The organism is Vibrio rarus (genome assembly GCF_024347075.1).
Lineage (GTDB): Bacteria > Pseudomonadota > Gammaproteobacteria > Enterobacterales > Vibrionaceae > Vibrio > Vibrio rarus.
Map to the genome: position 1 here is coordinate 1,322,805 of NZ_AP024900.1, position 12,430 is coordinate 1,335,234.

Genomic DNA, 12,430 nt, shown 5'->3' on the forward strand with positions numbered 1-12,430 from the left:
GAGTAACGATTCAACAAGTGTGTTAAGTATCGTTCATGAGCTTTATATTTGAACGATTGTAGGACTCTAACTCAACGCTCGAATATTACCAATTATTGCATTCAATTTATGAGAGATAGATATGATAAATATTGCCTTTTTTAGTACCAAGTCATACGACCAGCGCTCTTTTGAGCAAGCAAAAGTAGACAGTGATGTTGAGTATCATTTTTATGATTTTTTATTGACTGAACAAACTGCGAAAATGGCAAAAGGTTGTGAAGTGGTATGCGCGTTCGTTAACGATGACTTATCTCGACCTGTATTAGAGCAATTAGCCCTACGTGGTGTGAAAATGATCGCCATGCGCTGCGCTGGGTTTAATAATGTGGATTTGGATGCAGCCAAAGAGTTGAACATTCAAGTAGCCCGCGTTCCAGCGTACTCCCCTGAATCCATTGCCGAACATGCTGTGGGCCTAATGATGACCTTAAACCGTCGTTTTCATAAGGCGTATCAGCGCACCAGAGATGCTAACTTCTCATTAGAAGGTTTGGTTGGTTTTAACTTTCATGGACGCACTGCGGGTGTGATTGGTACCGGTAAAATTGGTCTGGCTACAATTCGTATCCTTAGAGGCTTAGGGATGAATGTACTCTGTTTTGACCCATACCCAAATGACAAAGTTATTGAATTGGGTGGAGAGTACTGCGATCTGGATACTTTAATTAAGCAATCTGATGTGATCTCTTTGCATTGCCCTATGACCGCTGAAAACTATCATTTATTGGATGCCGACGCGTTTAACAAAATGAAAGATGGCGTGATGATCATTAACACCAGCCGTGGTGAATTAGTGGACTCTAGCGCGGCCATCGACGCACTAAAACAAGGGCGTATTGGCGCTTTAGGCTTAGATGTTTACGAAAGTGAGAAAGAGTTGTTCTTCCATGACAAATCTAATGATGTGATTGTGGATGATGTGTTCCGCCGTCTCTCTTCTTGTCACAACGTGATCTTCACTGGGCACCAAGCGTTTCTAACTATCGATGCCCTAGAAAGTATTGCGAAAACAACACTGCAAAACGTGGAAAACTATCAGCAAAACACCGTTGATAATAACTTCCTATAATGCAATCAAATAGGTTATTGACTTAAAGAGCGTGTGGTCAGGATGGGGTCTTGACCACACTTTTTGCTATTTTTGCAATAATTTAGCGATCATCTGCGGCGTAATATCGGCCAATGAATGGCACTTCTTATCGGCAATGGCCCACTCATCGCGCAAATAATGCGTGGCCTCAGGCACCACAATAGCTTTCATGGTGGCAGATTTCGCGGCCAGTAACCCAGGTAATGAATCTTCCACGGCCAAACATTCATTCGGTTTGAGATTTAAGGCTTTCGCCGTATTTATATACACAGCTGGGTGTGGCTTGCCGTAGGGTAACGATTCCGCAGAAAGCACCGCATCAAAGGTATCGGTTAACTCAAGTGCGCTAAGCGCTGCATTAATTAGCTTCATGGGTGACGATGAGGCCACCGCAAGTTTAATATCTAATTGAGTTAATTGCTCCAGTAAAGGGATTAAACCTGGTAGGGCAGGTTTATGTTCGCTGACTAATTGGATAACCCGATCACAAATCTCATCCGCTACCTGTTGTTGGCTTACTCCTTGCCAAGGAGACTGCTGATAATACATATCCACAATATTATCAATTCGAACCCCAGTTGTGGCAATGCAGTCTTCAAGGGTCAGTTGAATGCCGTAGTTGGGGAATATATCCAACTGTGCCTGACGCCAATAGGGTTCTGAGTCGATCATAAGACCGTCCATATCAAAGATAATTGCTTTTAACATTGTATGTCCTTATAGGCGTAGGAAGTAAGTGTGACAGTGTCACATGAGCACTGGCGTAAATGAGATTTCATCTATCTTATCGTGCTATCTCGCAAAATGCTTGATGAAAGGGGGCATTTTAGCAAATGGTGACAATAGTGTTGTCCTAAGAGTTTGTTTCAAAGGGGAGGCACTATGGGGCACAGTAAGGGGTTGTCGATAATGTTACTTGCATGCACGCCGCTAGTCGCGTGTGAAGTACACAGTCAAAGTAAGATGCCACACAACTTGATGTTAGCGAATGTCTTTCAAGGGCAACGACTGACCTCGGATCATTGGGTGAGTGAAAAGCTCGATGGTATTCGTGCGGTTTGGAATGGTAAGCAGTTAATGACTCGAAATGGCACCGTGATTCATGCTCCTATTGGTTTTACAGAGCAGCTGCCGGACTTTTCAGTAGAAGGAGAATTATGGGTAGGCCGAGGCCGATATGTGCAGGTGCAACAAACCGTATTGGATCACACGCCCAATGAACGGGCTTGGGCGGATATTCATTATGTTCTATTTTCCCGAATTGATACGCTAGGCAGTTATGAGCAAGGTTACCATGCCTTGTTACAATGGAAGGCACAGCAAGGTGAAAATAGCCCACAAGTTACGGTGATTAAGCAAAGGCCATTTCAATCTTACAGGCAATTAAATAAAGAATTAAATCAAGTGGTTGCCAGCGGAGGGGAAGGGTTGATGGTACGCCATCGTCACGGAGTGTATATCGAAGGTCGCAGTGATAATCTATTAAAAATTAAGCCCCATCAAGATGCTGAGGCGCGCGTAGTGGGTTATAAACAGGGAAAAAAACCAGCACAAATAGGCTCGCTTTGGGTTGAGACTGCGCAGGGAGTGCGTTTTTATATTGGTAGCGGATTAAGTGACCAGCAACGAAAAAATCCACCAGCGATTGGTACTGTCATTACCTATCGTTATAATGGGACCACCCACAATGGCGTGCCAAAGTTTGCACGCTTTATGAGAGAGCGTCCCGTGTTTTAAGCCATTGTCGGGTGATTAACGAGATGCAAATTCGAGCTGTACGTTTTCTGGTTGGCGATGCATCCATTTTATACGCAGAGCCAACAAGATAGCAGCAGTGGTTAAACCGACGATAAACCCATACCAGTAACCGTGCGCGCCCATAGGTTCTCCCAACCAATGACTAGAGCCTAAAATATATCCTGTAGGTAAACCAACCACCCAGTAAGAGATAAAAGTGCGGCTAAAAATGGACTTCATATCTTTATAACCGCGCAAGGCACCGGCGGCGACCACTTGCACGGTATCACTAAATTGATAAATGGCAGCCAGTAGCAATAATTGCACTGATATTGTGGTTACGGCGCGATTATCTGTGTACAGATCGGCAATATTTTCTCTAAATAACACCGTGAGGATAGCGGTGATCACAGCCAAAGACAGACCCAGTATAATGGCAACATGGCTGGCAATACGCGCCCCTTCGGTGTCTTCTTCGCCAAGTTTATGCCCTACACGTATGCTGACTGCTCCGCCAATACTCATAGGGATCATAAAGACCATGCTTGAAACGTTAATAGCGATTTGATGGGCCGCTACCACAATAGGGCCTAAAGGCGAAACCAGTAGCGCTACCACAGCAAATAACGTCACCTCAAAGAAAATCGCTAAGGCCACGGGTAAGCCTAACTTAAACAAACGAAATTGCGCTTTGAGTTTAGGCTTATGCCAAGTGTCAAAAAGGCCAATGCTTTTCAGACGTTTTGACGTCATGGTATAGAACAGCAGCATAGCAAACATGATCCAATAGACAATGGTTGTGGCTACACCACAGCCGATCCCACCTAATTCCGGAATGCCTAGCTTGCCATACACAAAAATGTAATTGAGAGGGATGTTAATCAACAAACCGGCAAAGCCAATAATCATGGCCGGTTTGGTTAGAGACATGCCATCGGTAAAACTGCGTAATGTTTGAAAAAAGAGAAAAGCGGGTACGGCGGGTAACATAGCGTGCATGTAACCTGTGGTAATACGCGCCATCGTGGCATCTACGTCCATTAGGTGCAAAATGGAACTGGTTTGTAGCAACACTATCGCAATAGGAAAGCCTATCAACACGGCAAGACTTGCCCCTTGCTGGATTTCGTTGGCAATTTTATGTTGATGACCGCGCCCGTTCAGCTGCGCCACAATTGGGATTAGCGCCATTAAAATGCCAATGCCAAATAAAATCGACGGTAACCAAATACTTGAAGCAATGGCCACGGCGGCCATATCCGTTGCGCTCACGCCCCCTGCCATAATGGTATCGACTACGCCCATGCCCGTTTGAGCAATAGAGGCAATGAGAATGGGAGTGGCAAGTTTAATGAGGTTTTTTGCTTCTTTTTGGTAACGATGCACAGCCAGTTTCCTATGTTGAGAGGGGGGCATAGTAATACCAAAAGTCTGACTAAGCTATATTTTTCATCGTTATGTTTTGTCTTTATTAACCTGCCAAGAGATGGATTTGCCATGATATACTGAGCGACGTTTTTCACAAAGTCTGAGAGTGTCTCATTTATGTTTACAGGTATTGTTCAAGGAATGGCTCAAGTGATCTCTATTGAGCAGAAACAAGATTTTCACAGTCATGTGATTGAATTGCCCAGTGAATTAAGTCATAACATAACCTTAGGGGCGTCTATTGCCCATAATGGATGCTGCTTGACGGTCACGCAAGTGACCGGGCGCAAAGTGCGTTTTGATTTAATGAAAGCGACACTCGATTTGACTAACCTCGGTTTACTCCAGTTAGGGGATTGGGTCAATGTAGAAAGAGCCGCTCGATTTGGCGACGAGATAGGCGGACATAATATGTCTGGGCACATTAGTGGTGTGGTGACGGTTCAGCAAATGATATCGAGTCCCAACAACCAAACCATTTGGTTTGAGTGCTCACCAAGCAGCATGCGCTATATTTTACCTAAAGGATATATCGGCTTGGATGGCTGTTCGTTAACCATTGCAGAAGTCCAAGAGGATCGCTTCAGCGTGAATTTGATCCCGGAAACACTGACTCGCACTTTGTTTGGGCAACGTAAAGTGGGTGATAAAATTAACTTAGAGGTCGACCCGCAAACACAAGCCATTGTTGACACCGTTGAGCGCGTGTTAGCGGAGAAAAATCGTTAGAAAATTTGCTCATCGTCAGCATCTATTTGCAACTGGACCTTATCTCTGACTTCATCCAATTGCATGTTGAGATGAATTGAATGGCAACACACGGGACAATCATCATAAAATTCTTGATTGCCCTGTGTCGTATCTAAAGACACTGTAATATGCTGCCCGCAATGGGGACAGGCTATTTGTCGTTGTGTAAATTCTTTCATCGTTTACCTCTTATACCGTCTTGCTATTACGCATATTGTTTGAGCAATTGGTCTATTCGCTGTTGTGCGTCGTTTAAGTAGTGACCACCAAATAGGTTGCAGTGATTGAGGATAGGGTAAAGGTTGTAAATATCTTTACGCTCATCGTAGCCATCTAACAGTGGCTTAATGCTGTTATAGCCAAGATAGAATGCGTTAGGAAAGGAGCCAAATAGCTCGGTCATAGCAATATCACACTCTCTGTCCCCCCAGTAACTGGCAGGATCGTAGCAAATGGGGCCAAAAGGGGATTCTGCGCAGTTGCCGTGCCAAAGGTTACCGTGTAACAGTGCGGGTTTGGGGTGATGGTTGGATAACGCAAACTTTATGGTAGAGACCACGTCTTGCACATTGGCAAAATCAATGCCTTTCTCTTTGAGTAGTTGTAATTGCCAGCCAATCCTTTGCTCGGCAAAAAATTGGCACCATTTCTTTTGCCAACGATTCGGCTGCAGTGTTGTACCGAGATAGTTGTCATTGTCGTTGCCGTACTCTTGTTGCTCTTGCCATGAGTGTAAACGGGCGATGTCCTGACCAAATTGGTAGCTCGCTTCATGATTAGCCAGCGGATGTGTAGGTAAGTAGTTTAAAATTAAAAAAGAGGCATCTTTAGTGGAACCTAAATGCACGATTTCTGGGGTGGTAACCGTGTTGGAGCGAGTTAACTGACTTAAACTGTCTACTTCGGCACTAAAATGGTTTAAAAAAGATTTGCTGTTTACTTTAACAAAGTAACGCTGTTCACCGTCGCTAATCATGTAGCTTTCACTGATGTCACCGCAGGTGATGCGGCTCTTTTCTTCAATTTTAAACTCAAACATTAAAACGTCTGAGAGTTGTTGTGTAATCGCCTGCCACATGCTTAATGCCTCAACCTATACTTATGGGGTAAGTTTAGGCTAAATTTCGTACAATCAAGTTGGAAAAGTGCAATTATATGCCAAGGATCACCTTGTCTGCTGTCAGCAAACCATCAGAGGGTATTGAGTGATACGCCTTTAGTTAGCGCACGCGACGGATTTGCCAGAAAGCATCGGCCCAGTAGGGGGAGTCGAGCCGTGAAATAATGACTCCGCGGGAGGATGAGGCGTGCATAAAGCTATTGTCTTCAATATAAATACCTACATGTTGAGTCATGAAACCGGTTTTAAAGAACACCAAATCCCCAAAGCGGCGCTCTTCATAGTCTATTTCTACGCCGCGCTCACTTTGTTGCTCTGTGGTGCGTGGCAATGAATAGCCAAACAGTTGAGCAAAGGCTATTTGAGTAAAAGCAGAGCAATCCACCCCCCGTTTAGAAGAACCGCCAAATTGATAAGGGGTTTGATGCCATATTTCATAAAAGCGAAATAACGCCTGGCTCTCTTGTGCTGAAAACTTATGGTCAATTTGCTGATCAATATGTTGCGTGTTGACCTTAGCTCTTGGGTTGGTCTCAGGTCCTGATGCACAACCACTGAGCACAATGACAAGGACGATGTTGAGCACTATTGAGTGGGCAAAGGTCATTATTTATTCCTAAAAGGTTGAGTGAGCATTTTGTCTAATCTTTGCTCTTGTGGATCACGGAAGCGAGATATGCCGATGTGCATTTTTTGATGGCCCAGTGCCGGTTGGCTGATGTAACTGTTAAATATGCGATCCCAAATGGATAAGCAGAAACCAAAATTAGAATCCGTTTCACTGCGTTGTGTAGAGTGATGCACGCGGTGCATATCAGGAGTCACCAGCAGTTTTCTTAAAGGCTTATCGATGTAAGCGGGCAAGTTTATATTACTATGGTTAAACATGGCCGTTGCGTTTAGCAGCACCTCAAAAATAATAACAGCTAACGGTGAAATGCCAAGGGCGATCACTAAGGTGATTTTAATCCACATAGATAACCAAATTTCAATGGGATGAAAACGGGCTCCAGAGGTAACATCAAGATCTTGATCTGCGTGATGGACCTTGTGCAAATGCCACAGTATTGACCATGAATGAAATAGGCGATGCTGCCAATAGATAGCGCAGTCTAAGGCGATAACGGTGAGCACCAGAGAAACAGGCATAGGCAAACCGAGCCAATAGGTGAGTCCAAACTGATGCTGTTGTACCCATAATGCTGCTTCAATTGCCAACAGTGGCATGGTGCAATAGAGAACAAGTGCATTGACGCTAGTAAGACCTAAGTTATTTAGCCAACGAAACGCTTTTGGCTGGCTTAAAGGGCGCTGCGGTCGATAATGTTCAGTAATGGCACAAATGAGCAACACTGAGATAAAGACAGTGAATCTGATGGTGGACGCGTCCATGAATATATTTTCCTCTATAGGGTGACAAGGTTGCCCCCCTTGATTATTCTTAGTCTCTTTTACGCACAAGGGCGAGTAATGCGTGTTCATGCAGTTCATCAATTAGTGGCAAATCGATTACAACAATCCACTAAACCGTTTAGCGCAAGAGGCTCAAAAGTAGAGCGTTGTTCATATTGCCGTATCGCCAGTAAGTATTGCATTTGTCTTCATCAACCCAAGCCATTCACAGGGTTTGCCACTTTGTTGATCTATTCAGAAAACGAAGTGCTAAAACCGAGCAACACCGGGCGATTGATTGCCGATGTGTGCGCTGATGTTCACGCTTATCAGTGGAGTCGCACGGAGCCTGAGGCCAACATGTTGGCGCTATTATCTGACGCTAAGTATCAACCGATCCTGATTTTTCCTGAAAATTACTTGTTTGAGACCAATCACCTTTTAGAACGTGATAAGCAGCAGCAAGTGCAAAATAAAATACCACTGTTTATTTTTCTCGACGCCAGTTGGCGCGAAGCGCGTAGGATATACAGAAAATCAGAATATTTACACCATTTACCTGTAGTGTCTATCCAACCGAATAAAATATCGGAATATGTGATGCGAAAATCCGATCAAGAACAACATTTGGCGACCTGTGAAGTGGCGTCATTGGTGTTAGATGAATTTCACCTTAATCAGGCCAGTGAGCAACTCCAATCTTGGTTTGCGGTGTTCAAAGAGAGTTACATGTTGAGCAAAACCCGAGAAAAACGGGACTTTACTCGACCGGTATTAACGCAATACTTGTCTAATAATTAAAGATAAGCATGTGATTTTGTTCATAGTTTTAATTAAATGAATAGTAGAGCACCTGTCTACTGTATAGCTTTACCGTTACAATACGCGACAAAGAACCAATGAAATCAGTTGTATAGGTTGTAGGTGCTATGAGTAACGGAAACGATGGTCCTGAGTTAGGGTTACATAATGGCCGCCCAACCATTGCGGTATTAGTGGGCTCGATGGCTTCTCATTATCAAGAAGGTATTATGAGAGGGGTGGCTTACGTTGCAGAACAAAATAATTGTAACGTAATTGGTTTTTGTGGCGGGGTGATTAATTCTTCTAGTGGAACGGCTTTAGCTCGAGATAAGGTATTTGATCTTATAGATAAAGATCTTATTTCTGGTGTTATTAGCCCGTTCAGTTCACATATGCGCTTTCTTACCAAGGACCAACGCGGCCAATTTATTGAGCAGTTTAATTCTGTGCCAGTGGTGAATATAGGCAGTCATATTGACTCTCATACCAATATTACCGCTGATTATGAGACGGGATTTACGCAACTGTTTGAGCATTTTTATCAAAAACATGGTTATAGAAAAATACTGTTATTAAGAGGGCCTGAGCATCATGCTTCCTCCGAGCAAAGAATGCATATATATAAGAAACTGCTCGAGAAATATCAGCTACCTTTTGACGAAAAATTAGTTATTTATAGCGATCTAAAAAAGAGTTATGCCAAGAAAGCGATACAAGCGTTTTTCGCAGAGAATACACATTCTGTGGATGCCATTATTACCATCAGTGACAACCAAGCCTTTGGTGTTATTGAAGCCTGTCAAGAGGCTGGCATTCGGGTGCCTGAAGATATTGCAGTGGTGGGTTCTTTGGATACCCTTGAAGGGGCATTTTTACAACCGTCTTTAACCAGTATCCGTGAGCCTTTGTTTGAGTTAGGTCATGCCGCAGCCATAGAGTTGTTGGCACAGATCAAAGGTGAAACACCACGCAGCAAAGTTAAGATCCCAACATCGTTAATTGTTAGAGAGTCTTGCGGCTGTCGAATTATTGAGCAAGATTCAGATGAAAGGTTTCTTAGTCAAAGTTATGAACCCCTGTTTGATGAAATCAAAGCTCATGTGACTAAAACCATTGAACAGCATCGCGGCATCGTTAATAAAAGCAAAGTGCAAATGGTCATAGAACAATACCAATATGCTCTTGAGCATAATGACTACGCTCAATTGCTTATCATGGTACAGCGGTGTCTAGAAGATGCACTAGAATCGGAAGAGATTCTTATTTGGTTAGACGTGGTCTCTCAATTTCAAATTAGTGCCTTGCAGTATTTAAATGTCTCTTCACAACCTAAAAAATTAACTACCTTCATTGCTGAATTGACTCTATTAAAAAATAAAATGGAATTAACAGCGATTAAGTTTCAAGGGTATGAAACTGAATACTATTTGAACTACTTTCGTGTCATCGTCAATAACCTGAATGCGTCATTTGATCTCTCTACCATAAAAAAATATGCGGTAGATATTTTAAAACTCTCAGAGCTTTATATTTCTATTTTTCATGATGTTAATGCAGATAGGCTCACAGCGACAAATATTGTCTCGGTGCGTGATAAAAAATTTACTCCCACCGATAAGCATGCCTTTGTTGCCAATAAACTGATCCCAAATAATGTCGCGCCTCATCAGCAACGTTATTCATTGATGGTGTTTCCGTTATCGTTTGCTAATAAACCCATCGGCTTTATGGTGACCGATTTAAGTAAACGCAAAGGCACAGCATTTGAGAACTTAAGAGCCATTATCAGCTCTGCATTGAAAAACGAAATGTTGATTCAGGACTTAAAAAAGGCTGAAGAGCGTTTTAGTGATATTGCGCATAGCACCTCTAACTGGTTGTGGGAAACCGATACAGAGCATTGCTTTACCTATAGCTCGAGCTCTTCATCGGACATTATTGGTTATGAACCTGATTATTTGTTAGGTAGGCCAATTAATGAGCTGAACATTAACGATGGGGACAGCTATCAAAAAGCGATGCAAAGGCATCAGGATTTGGTGGATTATGAATGTTGGTTTCAGCATCAAGATGGGCGCATTATGTGTCTGCTGGTGTCGGCAAAACCTATTCGGAAAAACGGCATGTTTAGTGGTTATCGTGGTGTATTTGAAGATATTACCGAACAGCGATTGCAAGAGGATAAGATAAAGCACCTTGCCTATTCTGATGTATTAACGGGCTTACCTAATCGCACTTTGTTCCAAGATAAACTGGATGAAGCGATACGCTTTTCCACCCAAGATAACAAAAGTTTTGCCGTGATGTTTATCGACTTAGATCACTTCAAATACATTAATGATTCTATGGGGCATGCGGCCGGCGACCAACTATTAATCAAACTGTCTAAGCGCCTGAAACGTTGTTTACGTGCTCGTGATATTTTGGCTCGGTTAGGAGGCGATGAATTCGTTATTATCCTTCCCGACATTCACAACGAGCAGGATGTCATTGATGTTACACAACGTATTTTTGATAGCTTAAAAGATGAGTTTATCATTAATTCTAAGTCTATTTTTGCTACTTTAAGCCTTGGTATTAGCATGTTTCCCATTGATGGTGATAATGCCGAAACCTTGTTGATGCATGGTGACAGTGCCATGTATCAAGCTAAGTCACAAGGAAGAAATGGTTACGCTTTTTACAATAAGTTGTTAGAGAAAAAAAATAAATTACGTAATACTCATGAAGTCATTTTACGTGAAGCAATTACTACACACAGTTTTATTCTCCATTACCAACCACAAGTATCCGTTGACACAGGAAATATTATTGGCTTTGAAGTCTTGGTGCGTATTAAAAACGACGAGTTTGGCATTATAGCACCGAATAACTTTATTCCACTGGCTGAAGAGCTAGGGCTTGTCAATCAGATTGATGAGTGGGTGTTTGAAAATGCGTGTGCTCAGTACCACAGTTGGCAGGAGAAAGGGTTACAAGATGTGCGATTGTCTATCAATTTATCGTCAATGCAATTAAGAAACAAACAAGTTTTATCTAAATACATTGAGATAATGGAATCCCATAATATTAATCCTAGTTACATTCAATTTGAAATTACCGAGAATGCACTGATTGAATATGAAGATGTAGCTTTAGAGATTTTGCAAGGGTTTAAAGAGTATGGGGTTAGCATTGCTCTTGGTGATTTTGGCTCTGGGTATTCGTCTTTGAGCTGTATTAACACATATCCTATTGATACGGTAAAAATTGATCGCGCTTTCATTTCCGGTGCTATTAACAACAAAAAGAATCAAGCGATTATTAAGGGCACGAAGATGATTGCTGATCAACTTAACTTGAATATTGTTGCTGAAGGTGTGGAAACGCAATCTCAATTTAACACGATCTCTCAATTAGGCTGTCATGAAATTCAAGGGTACTACTTTTATAAACCTGTGACTTCACTCGTTGCTATGGAGTTATTAACCCAGCAAAATGCAGACACTCGGTTAATAAGTGTTGCAAATCATGAGTGCGTAGAGGCATAAAAAAACGGATAACGTAATATCAAGGGTACAAAAAAATAGCGTCAGTCACTGTAGTAGAGCGTTCGACTGCCATAGTGATTAACGTGGCGGATAGCTCACGATAAATAAAGTAGTCAACTATGCAAAAAAAGGTGTTCTTGCTGTGCTTATTAAGCCTAATAGGCTGTACACACAATCAATCGAAAACATTGAACGTAAACACTTCCGCGGTGAATATCTACCCGCAATACATGTCAAATATGCAATTGTGCGATACCTTGTACTTTGCCCGTCCGAGCAATCAGACTTTAGCTGCCATTGGCAGTGAGTTTAATCGTCGGGGATTATCAAAGTCTTGGTGCTATGAACAAGCCAATGCGTTATATCTTTCTAAATTGGCTAAGTGGGTTGCACAGAATGCATCAAATAATGAAGAGGTTGCTAGCACACTGCCAGCAATGTGAGCAGAACAAGTAAATGCCGATGGTGCATATGATATTGTATGAAAGTGGTCACGGTATGCGTGAACTCTATTATTAGATAATATTCAGTTATTCA

At 42.4% G+C, this 12,430-nt stretch carries 12 protein-coding genes; 6 read left to right on the forward strand and 6 right to left on the reverse strand.

Features of this window, described 5'->3' with window-relative positions; genetic code table 11:
* Positions 1-121: 121 nt before the first annotated feature.
* On the forward strand, positions 122-1,111 hold the full coding sequence (locus OCU56_RS06265) for a 2-hydroxyacid dehydrogenase (RefSeq protein WP_261874659.1): 990 nt from the start codon (positions 122-124) through the stop codon (positions 1,109-1,111).
* Positions 1,112-1,177: 66 nt separating this feature from the next.
* Here the strand turns inward: OCU56_RS06265 and hxpB are convergent, their stop codons facing one another.
* Positions 1,178-1,840, reverse strand: a complete 663-nt coding sequence (gene hxpB / locus OCU56_RS06270; RefSeq protein WP_261874660.1) for a hexitol phosphatase HxpB — start codon at positions 1,838-1,840, stop codon at positions 1,178-1,180.
* A gap of 201 nt (positions 1,841-2,041) precedes the next feature.
* Between hxpB and OCU56_RS06275 the strand changes: the two genes are divergently transcribed.
* A complete protein-coding gene (locus OCU56_RS06275; protein WP_261874661.1) occupies positions 2,042-2,869 on the forward strand; it encodes a DNA ligase in 828 nt (275 codons plus the stop codon).
* Between the two features lie 15 nt (positions 2,870-2,884).
* Here OCU56_RS06275 and OCU56_RS06280 read toward each other — a convergent pair whose 3' ends face one another.
* On the reverse strand, positions 2,885-4,255 hold the full coding sequence (locus OCU56_RS06280) for an MATE family efflux transporter (RefSeq protein WP_261874782.1): 1,371 nt from the start codon (positions 4,253-4,255) through the stop codon (positions 2,885-2,887).
* A gap of 159 nt (positions 4,256-4,414) precedes the next feature.
* Here OCU56_RS06280 and OCU56_RS06285 point away from each other — a divergent pair, with 159 nt between their 5' ends.
* On the forward strand, positions 4,415-5,026 hold the full coding sequence (locus OCU56_RS06285; RefSeq protein WP_261874662.1) for a riboflavin synthase subunit alpha: 612 nt from the start codon (positions 4,415-4,417) through the stop codon (positions 5,024-5,026).
* Here OCU56_RS06285 and OCU56_RS06290 read toward each other — a convergent pair.
* The 4 genes from OCU56_RS06290 to OCU56_RS06305 form a co-directional block, all read right to left on the reverse strand.
* Positions 5,023-5,226: a CPXCG motif-containing cysteine-rich protein gene (locus OCU56_RS06290; protein ID WP_261874663.1), complete on the reverse strand. Its 204-nt coding sequence runs from the start codon at positions 5,224-5,226 to the stop codon at positions 5,023-5,025. The genes OCU56_RS06285 and OCU56_RS06290 overlap by 4 nt on opposite strands.
* 26 nt (positions 5,227-5,252) lie before the next feature.
* Positions 5,253-6,125 (reverse strand): fructosamine kinase family protein, encoded by an 873-nt coding sequence (locus OCU56_RS06295; protein WP_261874664.1) that lies wholly within the window; start codon positions 6,123-6,125, stop codon positions 5,253-5,255.
* Positions 6,126-6,267: 142 nt separating this feature from the next.
* Positions 6,268-6,774, reverse strand: a complete 507-nt coding sequence (locus OCU56_RS06300) for a C40 family peptidase (protein ID WP_261874665.1) — start codon at positions 6,772-6,774, stop codon at positions 6,268-6,270.
* On the reverse strand, positions 6,774-7,559 hold the full coding sequence (locus OCU56_RS06305; protein WP_261874666.1) for a sterol desaturase family protein: 786 nt from the start codon (positions 7,557-7,559) through the stop codon (positions 6,774-6,776). The genes OCU56_RS06300 and OCU56_RS06305 overlap by 1 nt, the downstream gene beginning before the upstream one ends.
* A gap of 78 nt (positions 7,560-7,637) precedes the next feature.
* Between OCU56_RS06305 and OCU56_RS06310 the strand changes: the two genes are divergently transcribed.
* The 3 genes from OCU56_RS06310 (at position 7,638) to OCU56_RS06320 (ending at position 12,336) form a co-directional block, all read left to right on the forward strand.
* Positions 7,638-8,360, forward strand: a complete 723-nt coding sequence (locus tag OCU56_RS06310; RefSeq protein WP_261874667.1) for a tRNA-uridine aminocarboxypropyltransferase — start codon at positions 7,638-7,640, stop codon at positions 8,358-8,360.
* A gap of 128 nt (positions 8,361-8,488) precedes the next feature.
* The gene (locus tag OCU56_RS06315) at positions 8,489-11,893 is read left to right on the forward strand and encodes an EAL domain-containing protein (RefSeq protein WP_261874668.1); all 3,405 of its coding nucleotides are present in this window, start codon (positions 8,489-8,491) and stop codon (positions 11,891-11,893) included.
* Positions 11,894-12,012: 119 nt separating this feature from the next.
* A complete protein-coding gene (locus OCU56_RS06320) occupies positions 12,013-12,336 on the forward strand; it encodes a hypothetical protein (protein ID WP_261874669.1) in 324 nt (107 codons plus the stop codon).
* The last annotated feature ends 94 nt before the right edge of the window (positions 12,337-12,430 follow it).